The organism is Chryseobacterium sp. 22532 (assembly GCF_052044665.1).
Taxonomy (GTDB): Bacteria; Bacteroidota; Bacteroidia; order Flavobacteriales; family Weeksellaceae; genus Chryseobacterium; species Chryseobacterium lathyri.
The window spans coordinates 73,535-88,384 of record NZ_JBQENJ010000002.1 but is presented as its reverse complement, the minus strand read 5'-3'; the positions used below and the strand labels follow the sequence as shown (position 1 = coordinate 88,384).

Genomic DNA, 14,850 nt, shown 5'->3' with positions numbered 1-14,850 from the left:
AATGTCTAAAAATTATATGACCGTTTCTTTTCTGATTCGGCTGAGATGTCTCTGTGTAATTCCTAAATAAGAGGCCAAGTACTGCAGAGGAATTTTCTGAACATAATCGGGCTGATTGCCAAGCAGCGTTTCATACCGCTGTGCTGCACTGTCTCTTTGGAGCTGAAAAAATCTTTTCTCGAGCTCAAGATATTCCTGTTCAGCTATCATCTTTAAAAATTTCGTCCAGTTGAGATCATCTTTTATCAGATCATCTATTGCATCTTTTTTTAAAACCAGCAAATCGGCATCGGTAATGGCCTGCATATTTTCCCTGCTGGGACAATCTGAAATAAATGAGGAATAACTGGCCATAAGCTGATTGGGAAACCTGAAGCAGTAGGTCATATCCTTTCCATTATCCGCAATATAATAGGATCGGAAAATTCCCGATATAATAAATGCTATTTCCCTGCATTTGTCGCCTTCCTGCACAAAAAAGTCATTTTTATACACTTTTCTGGCTTCAAAAAGCTGTAAGAAATCTTTAATCTCATGGTCTGAGAATATATCAAAGCTCCGGAAATAGTTTTCTATCATATTTTTCAAATTGTACTTAAAACCCTGAAAGTTTTTCTTCAGCTTTGTTTTTTTACAAAATTAAACAAATACAAAAGCGGCTGCAAGCCTTTTCTTTGATGCTTATTTTAACTTTAGTTTTTTAAGTATGATTATATTCAAAATTTGAATGTACTCAACTACCTGTTAGAAATCTTATCCGATGATGAAAAATAAAACCATTTCAGAACGAAATGGTTTTACCTGCTTTGAATTTAATAAGTATATGAAGATATGAATGATGTTTTTATTGACACAAAGATAGATGGTCCCGTAAGATGTTCTGTCAGGGGAATCCCTAAAATTATATCCGTAAAAATACGGTTGTAGATATAAAAAAGCCCTGCGGATTTCTCTGCAGGGCTTCAGAATTTATCTAACAATTATTAATGTTCAAAGTCTAAAATTGACCATTGACTATTCACATTTATCTATTAAAGCGGACTTACCAAATCAAGGAACCATGTTTTAATGTCTCCCTCAAGGTAAGGTCCAATTTTTTCTTCACATGTTCTGTGATAGTCATTCAGCCATTTAATTTCTTCTTCTGAAAGAATTTCTTTTACAATAGTATCCTTAAAGAACGGGCAGAACGTAAGGGTTTCAAACTCATAGAAAGTTCCGTGAATTGTTTTTTCCGCTTCTTTTACAGCAATCAGGTTTTCGTGTCGGATTCCATATTCTCCTTCAAGATAATATCCGGGCTCATTGGAACATACCATTCCCGGTAGAAGATCTTGTGGATTCATATCTTTTCTGATGCTCTGCGGACCTTCATGAACGTTCATGAAGCTTCCTACTCCATGGCCAGTTCCGTGATTGAAGTCCTTTCCTTCCATCCAAAGTGGAAGCCTTGCAATGGCATCAAGGTGAACCCCTTTTGTTCCTTTCGGGAATTTCACCATGGATAAACGGATCAGACCCTGAAGCACTAAGGTGGAGTTTCTTTTGAACTCATCGGAAACAGCTCCTAATGCCAGGGTTCTTGTAATATCGGTCGTTCCTTCCAGGTACTGCCCCCCTGAATCTACCAGGATACTTGCATCGTTGGTAACCTCTTTACTTCCTTCACTTTTTGCTGAATAGTGCATGATAGCTCCATTATCCTTATACCCTACAATGCTGCCGAAGCTTTCCCCAACGAAGTTTTCTCCTTCTGCACGGAAGCCTCTCAGTTTTTCACCGATAGAATATTCGTTCATACTTTCTTTTCCTGCAGTATGGGTTAGCCAGTAAAGAAATTTCACCATGGCAACACCATCCCTTACCATTACTTTTCTGAACCCTTCCAGCTCGGTTTCGTTTTTCTGGGCTTTCATCAGGTTACCGGGAACCGGAGCTTTTATAAACTGGTTGTTTTCTTTTAAAGTTTCAATGATCATCTGGTTACTGTTTGGAGAAACCAGGATTTTTTCATTTTTGAATGCTTTCAGATAATTGTAAAACTCTTCATAAGGCATCATTTTTACAAACGAGTCATCCATTTGTTTTCTTGCCTCCACTTCCAGCTTTTCAAGATCTGTGAACAGTACTGCATCATTTTTGGTAATGACAACATATCCTAAAAACACAGGATTGCTCTGTACATCGCTTCCCCTTAAATTCAGTGTCCATGCTACATCATCAAGACTGGAAATAATATGAACAGTAGCTTCCTGGTCTTCCATTTTCTGACGGATAGCTCCCAGTTTATCTGTAACAGATTGTCCGGCTCTCTCTACAGGATGTACGAAAATAGGATTTTTTGAGGGTGTACCTCTGTCTTTCCAGATCTCTTTTAATAACGGAAGATCTGTTAAGGTAATATTTTTTGACTGCAATTTTTGTGAAATCAGCTCCCAATTGGCATTGGAAGTGGCAACAGCATTAACGGCTACTTTTCCGCCTGCAGGAATCTGGGAGATAATCCAGTCAATATAATTGGGTGTTCCTTCCATTCCGTCTTTGAAAAGATCGATTCCTGAACCTTCCAGCTCTATGGCAGCCTGAGTAAAGTATCTTCCGTCTGTCCAAAGCCCTGCTTTGTCTTTTGTAATTACCACAAAACCTGCAGAACCTAAAAACCCTGACAGCCAGGCTCTTTCCTGCCATTCTTCAGGTAAATATTCGCTCATATGCGGATCTGCAGAATATACTATAAATGCATCAACATTATTCTTTTGCATTTCTTCACGAAGTGCAGCCACTTTTTCCTTTGAAGTCATTCTTTTCTTTTTTAAACACCGAAAGTTACAAAAAAATTGAGGTTCAGAAGTGTATTCCATCCTGTATTTTCGTTAATAATCTGTTATTTTTTCTTTCATATGCATTAATCCTTAAAGGCAACAATATTTATAATTACATACCACAAAAACAACATTATTGCTAAACATATAAAGTTTTGGAGAGATTATTGCTATTATTCTGGCATGAGAGAGCAGAATTATAAAAATCACAGGAAATTTTATCCTCCCCATCATTTTATTTATCTTCCGCTACTGATCGTGCTGGAAATTCTTGGAATTTATAAAATCTGGGACGATCCTGAAAACAAGCTGATATGGACATTATTTTCAACCGTGATATTTCTGCTTTTCTACCTGGCTTTTATGACAAGACAGCATTATGCGCTGGGACTTCAGAACCGTATGGTAATGCTTGAATTTAAACAGCGGTATTTTGAAATTTTCGGACAGAGATCTGATGAAACGGCTGATAAGCTGAGATTTGACCAAATTGCAGCGTTAAGGTTCGCCTATGATGATGAATTCAGGGAACTTCTGTACCGGGCACTTCACGAAAATATATCAGGAGACGAGATCAAGCGTTCTATCAAGAGCTGGAGAGCCGATCGCCAGAGAATCTGATTTAACACCAAAAATATTATATCATGAGAAAGTTAACTTTATACAGTATGATCGTTTTCACATTGCTAACGTTAACAAGCTGTGAAGCAATTGAAACTATTTTTAAGGCTGGAATGTGGTGGGGAATTATCCTGGTCGTTGCAGTAGTAGTAATCCTTTTTCTAATCTTTTCGAGGGGTAAGAACTCTTAACCATTTTTTATGGAGAAGAATACGGATCTGGAAATTATTTCCCACTTAAAGCCTTCAAAAATTATCAAGATCATGAAGGATCCCGAAGCCTCCGCAAAGGCGGTACATCTTGTATATACCACCGATGCGGAAACTGCCGGGATTACCCGTAAAAAAACGGGGAAAAAGTATTCTTATTACAAAAACGGAGAAAAGCTTAAAGATAAAGATGAGATTGCCAGAATCAATAAGCTGGTGATACCCCCTGCCTGGGAAAATGTATGGATTTGTGCATTGGACAATGGTCATCTTCAGGCCACAGGTTTTGATATAAAAAAAAGAAAACAATACCGGTATCATCCCTTATGGAATGCTTTAAGAAATCACACAAAATTTTACAGAATGCTTCAGTTCGGGTATGCATTGCCCAATATCCGGCTTCATGTGGAACAGGATCTCGCTTTAAGAAATTTTGAGAAGAGAAAAATCCTGGCATTAATTGTAAGTTTAATGCAGCATACAAACATCCGCATCGGCAATAATGCCTATGAAAAGCTATATGGCTCTTTTGGTTTAACGACTCTGAAAGGCAAACATGTGAAAATTAACGGTCAGAAAATTTCCTTTTCGTTTAAAGGGAAGAAAGGGATTATGCATAATATTGATCTCAAAAGCCGAAGATTATCAAGGCTTGTGCAGAAATGCAAGGATATTCCAGGAAAAGAACTTTTCCAGTATTTTGATGATGAAGGGAACCGTCATTCCATAGATTCGGGGATGGTAAATGAGTATATTAAGGAGATCAGCGGGGAAGATTTTACAGCCAAAGATTTCAGAACATGGTCGGGAACAGTCAGTGCTTTAATTGCTTTTAAAGAGATAGGCTACGCCGAAAATAACAGTCAATATAAAAAGAAAGTAAAGGAAGCCTTGGATATGGTTGCAGAACACCTGGGGAATACCAGTACGGTCTGCAGAAAATACTATGTGCATCCGCTGGTGATCAATCTTTATGAGAATAATACGATCAAAAAATATCTTGATGAACTGGAACAGATCGAAGAAAATGACGGAAAAGCAGGCCTCACTCAGGAAGAAAAGCTAGTCCTGAAAATTCTGGAAAATGAAAAGATGTAAGTTGCCGATAAGAATTTAAAGATCAACAAGAAAACACCATATCTACTCATTTTGAATCATCAAAAAATGATATTTTTTAAATTTAAAACAGTATTAAATTTTATTTTATAAAGATGAGCTGCTTTTTTTCTTTGCGTTAATTATTGTAAATTTGTATACCAACATATTTATCAATTTTAAAATAATATAACATAATATGTCAAAAGCAATTTCGCAAGTACCATTTGCAGTAAACGAGCCGGTAAATTCTTACGTACCGGGATCTCCAGAAGTTAAAAGCCTTATCGCTACTTACAAAAAGATGTGGGCTGAGAAGACAGAAATTCCAATGATTATCAATGGCAAGGAAGTAAAGTCTGATGAGAAAGTTCAGCTTCAGTCTCCTCAGGATCACGCTCACGATTTCGGGTTTTACTATAAAGGTACGATGCAGCATGTAGATGACGCTATCAACGCGGCACTGGCAGCTAAAAAAGAATGGAACGAACTGGGCTGGGAACAGCGTGCAGCTATTTTCCTGAAGGCAGCTGACCTTTTGGCCGGACCTTACAGAGACGTAATCAACGCAGCAACCATGATCGGGCAGTCTAAGAACGTACACCAGGCTGAAATAGATTCTGCCTGTGAATTCATCGATTTCTTAAGATTCAATGTAGAATTCATGACTGAAATGTATTCTGAACAGCCGGTTTCCGACAGCGGAATCTGGAACCGTGTAGAATACAGACCACTGGAAGGGTTCTGTTTTGCAGTAACTCCTTTCAACTTTACAGCGATTTCCGGAAACTTACCGACTTGTATGGCAATGCTTGGAAACGTTGTCGTTTGGAAGCCTTCTGACAAGCAGGTTTATTCTGCTAAAGTAATCATGGATGTATTAATTGAAGCGGGTCTTCCTGCAGGGGTTATCAACATGGTTTTCACAGACGGAAAAGAAACTGCTGAGAAAGTATTGGCACATCCTGATTTTGCAGGTCTTCATTTCACAGGTTCTACGAAAGTATTCCAGGGAATGTGGAAAATGATCGGCGATAATATCCATAATTACAGAACATATCCAAGAATTGTTGGGGAAACCGGTGGAAAAGACTTTGTGATCGCTCATCCTTCTTCCAATGTTGAGGCCGTGGCTACTGCTTTGGTAAGGGGATCTTTCGAATATCAGGGACAAAAATGTTCTGCAGCTTCAAGAGCTTATATTCCTAAATCTCTTTGGGCTGATGTGAAAAAAGTAATGGAAACTCAGATGAATTCTATCAAAATAGGTTCTCCTGAAGATCCGTCAAACTTCGTTAACGCAGTTATTGACAAAAATTCTTTCGAAAAGTGTAAGGGATATATCGACAGAGCAACTGCTTCCGGTGAGGCTGAAATAGCAATTGGTGGAAAAGTTGATGATTCTAAAGGATGGTTTGTACATCCTACCGTAATTGAAACTACGAATCCTCATTACGAAAGTATGGTAGAAGAAATCTTCGGACCTATCTTATCTGTATATGTATATGAAGATCAGGACTGGAAAGAAACTTTAAAATTGGTAGATTCCACTTCTCCATATTCATTGACAGGTTCTGTTTTCTCACAAGACCGTTATGCAATCAATGAAGCTTTCAAAGCGTTGGAAAATGCATCAGGTAACTTCTATATCAATGACAAACCAACAGGTGCGGTAGTAGGCCAGCAGCCTTTCGGAGGAGGAAGAGCTTCCGGTACCAATGATAAAGCAGGTTCTAAAATGAACTTATTAAGATGGACCTCCGTAAGAAGTATCAAAGAAACTTTTGTTTCTCCAAAAGATTACAAATACCCATATCTAGGATAAAAGTTATAGTTATAAATTGTGAGTTATAGATAATAAATAATCAGTAATAAGCAATGAATAATAATCATAGAGCCCCGAAATATAATTTCGGGGCTTTTTTATTAATGATCAGATCTAATTTCATCACTCACAGCTTTCTTCTAATCATCTATAATCTTTTACTATTGTTTTTTTTCTAACAAAGTTTAACAAAGTTTATCTATGTTTTAATATTTTGAACGACCGGTTAGGAATAATTATTGAACTTTAAATAACAACATCAAAAATAAAATATTTATGAAAAAGTTTTTGTTAGCAGCCATAGGTTTAGGAATAATAGTTGTGAGCTGCGGAACCAAAGAATCTTCTATGTCATCCAACATTAAGGATTCCACTGCAGTAAGCAATACCCAAACCGTAACGCCTAGTGCAAAGGATTCAACAAAGATGACTACTGATACGGCCAAGATCAAAGTAGATTCATCGGCAACCGTACCTCCATCTAAATAGATACAAACAAGTTTAATCCAAAAATGGAAAATCCGCAGATGAAAGCTCTGCGGATTTTTTTGTTTTTTTCACAATGTCATTTCATTATCTTTGCAAAAACAAAACAAAAACAATGATAAAAAAACTTTTATATGCCGCTACTCTTGTAGCAGGTTCCTTTCTATTTGGGCAGGGTGTCAAATTTGAAGAAGGTAAATTTTCCGAAATACTCGCTAAAGCAAAAAAAGAAAACAAATTGGTATTTATTGATGCCTACACTTCCTGGTGTGCTCCCTGCAAGCTTATGGTTAAAAATATTTTTCCATTACAATCTGTTAGTGATTACTATAATACCCATTTCATTAGTGCAAAAATTGACATGGAAAAAGGTGAAGGTATTCAGTTAGCAAAAAAATATAAGGTAAATTCCTATCCCACTTATTTATTTATTGATGGAAATGGCGAAGTTATTCACAGAGGTTTAGGTTATTTTGAAGAAAAGGATTTTATCCAGCTCGCGAAAGATGCTGATGATCCCAATAAGAAGCTAGCTGTTTTAAAGAAGAAATTTGAAAAGGGTGAGAAAAGTCCAGAATTTCTAAACAATCTTGCTTCACTTGCAGATTCTTATGGTGACAAAGAACTCGCAGTAAATGCATTAAGAAGATATTTTGAGGCTAAACAAGGAAAAGATTTTACAGAAAAAGACTTTAATTTTGTTTTGTTTAATACTAAAACTACGGATGCTCCTACCTATATCATTTTTCAAGAAAGAAAAGATGACATTCTTCAATATATTTCAGAAGAAGAATACAACAAATCAAACAACCGCTTCAAATTAAACACTATTTCTAAAAAATCCTATAATCAAGATACCAAATTATTTGATGAAAAATACTTTTTATCTGAAGTTGGAAAAATAGTTGGAAACGCAGAGGCAGAAAAATATCTTCAAAAAGAAAAAGCAGAAAAAGCACTAAAAAATAAAGATTTTGCTACCTATGAAAAAATCTCTTTAGATTTATATAAAGATCCTTCAAAAGAAGATTCCGGAGAACTGGCTATGGCAGCATGGAATTTCTATGAAAAGGCAACAGATAAATTTTCTCTGGAAAGAGCAACTCTTTGGGCTCAGGAAGCTGTGAACAAGGGTGAAGACCCTATGAATACAGGTACTTTAGCAAACCTTTACAATAAAATTGGAGATAAAAAAAATGCTAAAATCTGGGCCGAGAAATCTATAGAGATAGCTACTAAACAATACGGAAAGGAAGCTGTAGATCCAGACATGATAAAGCTATTAGACAGTTTAAAATAATAAAAGAATGCAGAAATTCATAGAACTATGGATTTCTTTATTTCGAAAAATATGTTTCTTTAAAATTGCACTAGGATTTCTTATATTTGATTAATACTAAACAATTAAAAGAATTACTATGAAAAAATTATGGATAGGAACTGCTCTCGGAATATTATTTTTAGGAAGCTGCGCCCAGAATAAAGAGAAAAGAGAAGCGTTTAAAGATGAGCACAATAAAGATTCACTGAGAAACAATATGGGAGATTCAGCGGTTGCCAACTCTGAGCCGGCTCCGGTAGCTAAAGATACTGCCAAAGTAAAAGCCGACAGTCTGAAAACAAAATAAAAAAACAAATCCGCAGCATACTGCGGATTTGTACTTAAAAAAACTTGACTGAAAAAAACCGGGCAATCAACCCCGATTGTATTATAAATATTTATTGCACCAGGTCAGATTACTAATTCTGATCAATAAAAAAATATTTACTATTTGTTACAAGAAAGCTTGAAGAAACTCTCTCTCAGCTTTGGATCCGTTGTTTATTATAAATGATGCCGAGACCGCAACCGGCACAGCTGTATTGGATTCCTATCTTTTAAAGGTGTTGATAGAAAATATAAATTCCAATACGGCCGTTGAAGTTGCCATCCGTTTAATTCTTACTAGCTTAAAAGTTTTCATGGTTAGCATAAAATCAGAGATATTTACGCATCTAGTAATTTTAGTGTTTAAATTTGAGCGCTGTTCTGCTTTATCGGAATGAAGATTAAAATATGAGTGACAAACAAACCGCAGTATGTCTATTCCCATAAAGCTGGCGCAAAGATATAGATGTGAAGGCCTTACGTAAAACAATAGGTTAGCCATTTTCACGAAAATGAAAAGACAGAATACGTAAAAACATCTGCTTTTTAATTGTTTTCAGGAAAATGGGTATTTTTATCTGATTGATTTTCATCCAGATATTTAATATAGGCTGAAGGAGAAAAATCGGTCACCGCCTTAAATACTGAAGCAAATTTGCTGTGTGAGGAAAAACCGCATTCTTCAGCAAGAATACTTATTTTATACTGCCTGTATTTATCATCATTGATGAGCTTGTCTACAATATAATTAATTCTTAAACGGTTAACATATGTTTTGACATCCGTACATTTATGTCTATTGATCACATAGGACAGATACTTTGTATTGGTATTGAGTTCCGCAGCCAAAAATGATAAAGACATATTTTTGTTGTTGTATAACTCACCTTTTTCAAATTCCTCCAGAAGTTCCAGAAGCTTTGATTCGGTTTCGGAAGTCATCAGAGAGTCACTTCTTCGTTTATCATTTTCCCCTGCCCTGTCATCTACCTCCTCCACAGAAATATTTGGAAAATCAGAGTATTCCCTTTTTAAAGGTAAAGGCTCACTGCGTACACTGATCATCCGGAGTTGGGTCCTAATAATATTCCTGAATTTTGCACGCTGCTTTTTCTGTTTGGTTCTGAAGAAAACAACAATGGCAATCAGAGCCGCAAAGAGTACAATAATTGCTGCATTTTTAACAATACTGATCCGGGCACTTTTTTTACTGGGCTTAACTAGAATTTCTGAGCTTTTAAATGCAAACTCACGGTTTTTTGCGGTAAGGCTGTCATAGGCTCTTACATATTTTATGGCATACAGGGAAGCTTTAACGTTATCGCCTGTCCCTTCATAATAATCATTAATATTGGAATATACGGCTTTCTTAAGCTTAAGACTGCGTGAACTGTCCGCTATATTTTCTGCTTTTTTTAGATATATTTCAGCATCTTTCCAGTTTTTCTGCCTTAAGCGGATGCCGCCCAATCCATTATATACCAAACCCAGAACACAGCATTTATCTTTAAGGATTGATTCTGCTTTCCGGTAATTCTTTTCAGAAGTAACGTAATCTTTAAGCTTAAAATATATATCACCAAGAACTTGGTATGAGGCTGCTACAGCCCGTTCATTATTCTGAATATTATCTTTTCCGAAAGAGTGTAATGAGTATTCGATATAATTAATGGCATCGGAATAATTTCCCTGTTCGATTTCATAATAGGCCATTTCCTGATTCAGCAGCCCCATTACCTCTCCTCTTTTTTGAGTATCGCTTATGCTTTTCGCTGCTTCCATACCCAGCAGCGTATACTTTTTCGATCTTTCAAAGAGACCAACCAGCCGGTACTCTTTAGCCAAAAACTCATTGACACGGCAAAGCCATTCTGCATCATCAATCTGCCTGAGCAGGGAGTGAGCATTTTCACCATAACATATGGACTTTTTGAATTCACCTGCTGAGTGATAAAGTTCGGCAGAAAGTAAAAGGCTTTTCACTTTGTCCAGAGGTTTCTGCGCCTTCATGTATAAGGAATCTGCTGTTTTTAAAGCTTCGGGAATATCTTTTTGTGTCACCTGAACAGATGTTCTTTCACAGATCTGGTCAAAATTGTATTTTTTCTGTGCCCAGATGGGGACAGCGGTAATGAACAAAAACAAAAGTTTTAGCAGACTCCTGGACATAAAAAAATAAATTATTATTTTGACTTTATAATAATTCATCATTCTCATGGGGTGTCTTTTTGTTTTTACAAAGCTACTAATATTTTATATTTTATTAAAATATTCTTCTATTATTTAATTTTTTAAACTAAAAAGTTTAAAACTATTTATTTTAATAACATTTCATCAATGATTTTCACTTTAAATAGACTATTACATTTTAAAATAAAATATCCGTAACTATTTTCTTTATACGCCGACTTATTTGTTAGCATAATTATTACATTTGTAATCAATAAAAAGTTTTATGAAAAAATTAGCACTATTTTCTTCTTTATTTATAGGAGCTCTGGCGTTGGCGCAGGGAATTAAATTTGAAGACAGCAATTTTGCGGCTATCCTGGCAAAAGCAAAAAAAGAGAATAAACTGGTATTTGTAGATGCTTATGCATCATGGTGTGGGCCTTGCAAACTGATGGTAAAGAATATTTTTCCGCTTCAGACAGTTGGAGATTTTTATAATTCCCACTTCGTGAATGCAAAAATAGATATGGAAAAAGGTGAAGGAATAGGTCTTGCCAAGAAATACAATGTAAAGGCATTCCCAACTTATCTTTTCATCAACGGTGACGGGGAGGAAGTACACAGAACACTAGGCTATGTAGAGGAAAAAGATTTTATCCAGTTCGCTAAGGACGCTGAAGATCCGAATAAAAGGCTTACTGCATTGAAGCAAAAGTTTGAAAATGGAGAAAAAGATCCTGAGTTTTTAAAAAATCTTGCAGGATTGACAATCTATAATGATTCTGAATTTGCAGGAAAGGTACTTGACCGTTATTTTCAGCAGAAAACAACACTTGACCAGGAAGATGTACAAATGCTTCTTTCAGGAACACAAAGCACAGAAAGCCCACTATATAAAATATTCCAGGCAAAAAAATCTGAAATTATCAAGATTTTCCCGGAAGAAAAGTATGCAAAATTCGACAAAAATATTAAACTTAATACCGTTCTTAAGAAGTCTTACAATGCAGATACAAAATCCTGGAACGACAACTATTTTCTAGCTGAATCTCAAAAATTCATGATGAAAGATGAAGCTGAGAAAATATTAAAAAGAGCAAAAGCAAGCAGAGCTTTAAAGGATAAAGACATTCCGACCTACGAAAAATTAATGCTCGAGCTGTATAAGGATTCTTCTGCAGCCAGTTCTGAAGAATTAAATTCCCTGGCATGGAACTTTTTTGAAAACGTGAGCAACAAAGCTTCTCTGGAAAAAGCGGTAGCCTGGGCTCAGGAATCTGTAAAGAAAGATGAAAATTATGCGAATACAGATACTTTAGCTAATCTTTACAACAAAATCGGAGATAAGAAAAATGCTAAAATCTGGGCTGAAAAATCTGTTCAGCTGGCTAAAAGTACAGGACAGGATTCTTCGGATACTGAAAAGTTATTGAAAAGCCTTTAATACAAAAAAGAATCGCCAGTTTTTACTGACGATTCTTTTTTTGTCCTATACTGTCTATTTAGTTATTGTATACTAAAACCTGCATTTTGGTAAGCATCGCTTCCGTATCGCCGTTATATCCTGCATAAGTAGTAGGGTCAACATTAACTCTTGCAGTATTAGCCCATGCTGTATATTGTACTTTAAATGTATATGTCCCAGCTGGAAGCGTCACCGATTTTAAAAAAGTTACCGGGACAGGGAGATCATTTAATCCGCCACCTGCAGATCCTATTTTAGTTGTATAAGCCGATGATATTTTAACATTATTTTGTAATAAGCTAAATACACCTTGCGAACTAACTCCTCCACTAGGAAAATTAGTTGCATACCCCAAAATCGTAAATAAGAAAGTCTGGGTCATACCTGCCGGAACAGTCAATGTCAATGTAACTCCTGGTACATCTGCTGTATTTCCCGCAGTAATTGTTGCTTCAGTAGTTCCCTGTACATAGTTTGCAGAAGAAATAGTTCCACTTGATGTATTAAGAGTTTTCCAGGTAGGTGCCGCTCCGGCTCCGCTTGATGTGAGAATCTGTCCCGTAGTCCCTGCACTTCCCGCTGTGTTTGTAGTCCCGCCCACATTCAGTTCGTTTGTGATCTGTAATGCTCCGTTAACATGCAGTTTTTTTTGTGGCGTTTGAGTTCCTATTCCTACATCACCAGTTCCGGTCACCGTCATTCTGTTGGTATTATTGGTCAATAAGTTGATAGGATTTGCTAAAATAGTATTCAGATTCATACTTGTACTATTTCCGGATGTGGTAATCTGAGCAGCTGAAGCATTATCTACAAACATATTTAAAACAGCTGAACCGCCGTTTGCCTGAAATGCTCCTCTTGAAGAGCCCGTTGCCGATACAAGCCCCATGGTTCCAGTAGTGCCAATTATTACACTATTTGTTCCGTTAGTGAAAGAAAGTTGATTTCCTGCCGTTGTTACGATTCTGCTTGTTGCAAGGGTACCATTAGAAGTATAAATATTAACAGGGGTATTTAGTTTGGTCCAGACCGTACCATCGTAATAATAATATCCTACAGCATCAATATTTGCAGCGGTTCCAGCTTGCGTTCCCGTTGCAATACTGTTCACATAAATTAACGTGGAAACAGGAGTTCCCGTCATACTTTGCGCTCTTTGCCTGTCAACTCTTGGAACCAGTAATCCATCCACTTCAGCAGTGGTACCGGTAGCATTTTTGGCTGTTATATCGAGGGTTGAAGCAGGATTTGGGGTATTTATCCCCACTTGTGCATAATAGAATAAGGGCAGTAGAAAAGCCCCAGATAATAAATACTTTTTCATTTGTTTTTGTTTATAGTTAAGTATCTCAAAGCTAATAAAAAAAAATCAGTTTTTCTTATTTTTCAAACAAAACCAATATTATATTACTAAAAACAGAAAGCAGGTAGAAAACCACCTGCTTTTATTCACTTATAATTGAAAAACATTAATATTCAAACAATACACTCCCCCACGTAAATCCGCTTCCGAAAGCTGAAAGAAGGACAAGATCTCCTCTTTTGATTTTTCCTTCTTCAATTGCTTCACTTAATGCAATAGGAATAGAAGCTGCCGTTGTATTTCCGTATTTCTGAATATTATTATGAATTTTCTCATCCGGAAGTCCGAATTTCTGCTGTACAAACTGTGCAATTCTAAGATTGGCCTGGTGAGGAATGAACATATCAAGATCCTCTATTGTTTTTCCGGCTTTATTCAGAGCCTCCATCATAGTTTCAGGGAATCTTGTCACCGCATGCTTGAATACAAAATTACCGTTCATGATAGGATAAACCTCCTTATCGGTCACATTTTCAGGTTCTTTTCTCATTCTGTCGCTCCATCCGAATTTGGAACCCGGGAACTGTGTACACAGTTCATCGGCATATTTTCCTTCAGAATGCATATTTACCGCTAAAATATCTCCTGCATTTTCATCTTCCGTTGCTGAAAGTATGATGGCTCCTGCCCCATCTCCAAAGATCACCGAAACACCTCTTCCCTCATCAGAGAAATCAAGTCCGAAAGAATGGATCTCCGCGCCTACTACAAGGATATTTTTATAGGTTCCTGATTTAATAAAAGCATTGGCAACACTCACCGCATACACGAATCCGGAACATTGGTTTCTTACATCCAGAGCACCTATGGTGTCACAGCCCAGCATATCCTGAAGCAAAACACCACAACCCGGGAAATAATAGTCCGGAGAAAGCGTTGCAAAAACAATATAATCTATATCCTGAGCAGTGAGGTTTGCTTTTTCAAGGGCTTTTTGAGAAGCTTTGAAAGCTAAATAAGCAGTGGTTTCCTGAGAATCATTTCTGTTTTGTCTGTGTCTTCTTTCTTTGATGCCTGTTCTTTCTGTAATCCATTCATCATTGGTGGTCATCAGTTTTGCTAAATCATCATTCGTAACAACATTATCTGGAACATAAAATCCAATCCCTTTTATTGTACTTTTAATCATATAGTTTTTTTAATT

13 protein-coding genes are annotated in these 14,850 nt (G+C 36.6%); 8 read left to right on the top strand and 5 right to left on the bottom strand.

The features are described from left to right. Window positions 1-12: 12 nt before the first annotated feature. Entirely contained in the window at window positions 13-579 is a 567-nt protein-coding gene (locus ACTJIV_RS04705; protein WP_440625907.1) for a Crp/Fnr family transcriptional regulator, read from the bottom strand. A 452-nt stretch (window positions 580-1,031) separates the two neighbouring features. Beyond that, complete coding sequence (locus tag ACTJIV_RS04700) at window positions 1,032-2,801, bottom strand: aminopeptidase P family protein (protein ID WP_440625905.1); 1,770 nt, start codon at window positions 2,799-2,801, stop codon at window positions 1,032-1,034. 204 nt (window positions 2,802-3,005) lie between these two features. On the opposite strand from ACTJIV_RS04700, the gene ACTJIV_RS04695 reads away from it, so the two are divergent. The 7 genes from ACTJIV_RS04695 (at window position 3,006) to ACTJIV_RS04665 (ending at window position 8,686) form a co-directional block, all read left to right on the top strand. Further along, window positions 3,006-3,443 (top strand): DUF6526 family protein, encoded by a 438-nt coding sequence (locus tag ACTJIV_RS04695; protein WP_440625903.1) that lies wholly within the window; start codon window positions 3,006-3,008, stop codon window positions 3,441-3,443. A gap of 23 nt (window positions 3,444-3,466) precedes the next feature. Next, on the top strand, window positions 3,467-3,634 hold the full coding sequence (locus ACTJIV_RS04690) for a phosphatidate cytidylyltransferase (RefSeq protein WP_111959374.1): 168 nt from the start codon (window positions 3,467-3,469) through the stop codon (window positions 3,632-3,634). A gap of 9 nt (window positions 3,635-3,643) precedes the next feature. Further along, complete coding sequence (locus ACTJIV_RS04685) at window positions 3,644-4,750, top strand: DNA topoisomerase IB (protein ID WP_440625901.1); 1,107 nt, start codon at window positions 3,644-3,646, stop codon at window positions 4,748-4,750. 196 nt (window positions 4,751-4,946) lie between these two features. Next, window positions 4,947-6,572 carry an L-glutamate gamma-semialdehyde dehydrogenase gene (gene pruA, locus ACTJIV_RS04680; RefSeq protein WP_111959369.1) on the top strand — a complete coding sequence of 542 codons (1,626 nt, stop codon included), beginning with the start codon at window positions 4,947-4,949 and terminating at the stop codon, window positions 6,570-6,572. 276 nt (window positions 6,573-6,848) lie between these two features. Beyond that, window positions 6,849-7,061 (top strand): cytochrome C551, encoded by a 213-nt coding sequence (locus tag ACTJIV_RS04675; RefSeq protein ID WP_223558945.1) that lies wholly within the window; start codon window positions 6,849-6,851, stop codon window positions 7,059-7,061. A gap of 112 nt (window positions 7,062-7,173) precedes the next feature. After that, window positions 7,174-8,358, top strand: coding sequence for a thioredoxin family protein (locus tag ACTJIV_RS04670; RefSeq protein ID WP_440625898.1), 1,185 nt, complete (start codon window positions 7,174-7,176; stop codon window positions 8,356-8,358). 118 nt (window positions 8,359-8,476) lie between these two features. Then, on the top strand, window positions 8,477-8,686 hold the full coding sequence (locus ACTJIV_RS04665) for a hypothetical protein (RefSeq protein WP_440625896.1): 210 nt from the start codon (window positions 8,477-8,479) through the stop codon (window positions 8,684-8,686). A gap of 566 nt (window positions 8,687-9,252) precedes the next feature. Here the strand turns inward: ACTJIV_RS04665 and ACTJIV_RS04660 are convergent. Continuing rightward, window positions 9,253-10,845, bottom strand: coding sequence for a helix-turn-helix domain-containing protein (locus ACTJIV_RS04660; RefSeq protein WP_440625894.1), 1,593 nt, complete (start codon window positions 10,843-10,845; stop codon window positions 9,253-9,255). Window positions 10,846-11,161: 316 nt separating this feature from the next. On the opposite strand from ACTJIV_RS04660, the gene ACTJIV_RS04655 reads away from it, so the two are divergent. Next, window positions 11,162-12,322 carry a thioredoxin family protein gene (locus ACTJIV_RS04655; RefSeq protein ID WP_440625892.1) on the top strand — a complete coding sequence of 387 codons (1,161 nt, stop codon included), beginning with the start codon at window positions 11,162-11,164 and terminating at the stop codon, window positions 12,320-12,322. A gap of 58 nt (window positions 12,323-12,380) precedes the next feature. On the opposite strand, the gene ACTJIV_RS04650 is transcribed toward ACTJIV_RS04655, so the two are convergent. Both ACTJIV_RS04650 and ACTJIV_RS04645 read right to left on the bottom strand, forming a co-directional pair. Next, window positions 12,381-13,667, bottom strand: a complete 1,287-nt coding sequence (locus ACTJIV_RS04650; protein WP_440625890.1) for a hypothetical protein — start codon at window positions 13,665-13,667, stop codon at window positions 12,381-12,383. A gap of 145 nt (window positions 13,668-13,812) precedes the next feature. Beyond that, window positions 13,813-14,835, bottom strand: coding sequence for a 3-oxoacyl-ACP synthase III family protein (locus ACTJIV_RS04645; protein WP_223558939.1), 1,023 nt, complete (start codon window positions 14,833-14,835; stop codon window positions 13,813-13,815). Window positions 14,836-14,850: the final 15 nt, after the last annotated feature.

What these genes read in the sequence shown, in the direction of transcription:
- ACTJIV_RS04705 (WP_440625907.1), bottom strand. Translation starts at nt 579, where the DNA reads ATGATAGAAAACTATTTCCGGAGCTTTGATATATTCTCAGACCATGAG.
- ACTJIV_RS04700 (WP_440625905.1), bottom strand. Translation starts at nt 2,801, where the DNA reads ATGACTTCAAAGGAAAAAGTGGCTGCACTTCGTGAAGAAATGCAAAAG.
- ACTJIV_RS04695 (WP_440625903.1), top strand. Translation starts at nt 3,006, where the DNA reads ATGAGAGAGCAGAATTATAAAAATCACAGGAAATTTTATCCTCCCCAT.
- ACTJIV_RS04690 (WP_111959374.1), top strand. Translation starts at nt 3,467, where the DNA reads ATGAGAAAGTTAACTTTATACAGTATGATCGTTTTCACATTGCTAACG.
- ACTJIV_RS04685 (WP_440625901.1), top strand. Translation starts at nt 3,644, where the DNA reads ATGGAGAAGAATACGGATCTGGAAATTATTTCCCACTTAAAGCCTTCA.
- pruA (WP_111959369.1), top strand. Translation starts at nt 4,947, where the DNA reads ATGTCAAAAGCAATTTCGCAAGTACCATTTGCAGTAAACGAGCCGGTA.
- ACTJIV_RS04675 (WP_223558945.1), top strand. Translation starts at nt 6,849, where the DNA reads ATGAAAAAGTTTTTGTTAGCAGCCATAGGTTTAGGAATAATAGTTGTG.
- ACTJIV_RS04670 (WP_440625898.1), top strand. Translation starts at nt 7,174, where the DNA reads ATGATAAAAAAACTTTTATATGCCGCTACTCTTGTAGCAGGTTCCTTT.
- ACTJIV_RS04665 (WP_440625896.1), top strand. Translation starts at nt 8,477, where the DNA reads ATGAAAAAATTATGGATAGGAACTGCTCTCGGAATATTATTTTTAGGA.
- ACTJIV_RS04655 (WP_440625892.1), top strand. Translation starts at nt 11,162, where the DNA reads ATGAAAAAATTAGCACTATTTTCTTCTTTATTTATAGGAGCTCTGGCG.
- ACTJIV_RS04650 (WP_440625890.1), bottom strand. Translation starts at nt 13,667, where the DNA reads ATGAAAAAGTATTTATTATCTGGGGCTTTTCTACTGCCCTTATTCTAT.
- ACTJIV_RS04645 (WP_223558939.1), bottom strand. Translation starts at nt 14,835, where the DNA reads ATGATTAAAAGTACAATAAAAGGGATTGGATTTTATGTTCCAGATAAT.